The organism is Mesorhizobium sp. M5C.F.Ca.ET.164.01.1.1, from assembly GCF_004792125.1.
Taxonomy (GTDB): domain Bacteria; phylum Pseudomonadota; class Alphaproteobacteria; order Rhizobiales; family Rhizobiaceae; genus Mesorhizobium; species Mesorhizobium wenxiniae.
The window spans coordinates 1-291 of the sequence record NZ_SRTG01000535.1; the positions used below are offsets into that span (position 1 = coordinate 1).

Genomic DNA, 291 nt, shown 5'->3' on the forward strand with positions numbered 1-291 from the left:
AAATTGCGCCACTATGCCCGCGCCCTTGGCCGATTGGCCAAGAATGATCGCATCGACGCCTTGCTGATTGCGCGCTACATCGCCGAACTGCCGACCCGGCCGGTGCGTTGCGACCCGATTGCGGAGCAACTGGCCGATCTGGTCGTGGCCCGCAGGCAGCTTAGCGACGATAAGGTCAGCCTCGCCAATCAACTCGAGCAGCTACGCGAGCCGATGGTGAAGCGCATCTTCACCCAGCGGCTGCGTCGTATCGAACTCGATATCGCACTGCTCGCCAAGCGTATGGCCGAA

At 61.9% G+C, this 291-nt stretch carries 1 protein-coding gene; it reads left to right on the forward strand.

The genetic code is table 11. The annotated features are described in order from the left end of the window. On the forward strand, window positions 1-291 hold a 291-nt coding region (locus EN807_RS34620), incomplete at both ends, for a transposase (protein WP_135938098.1).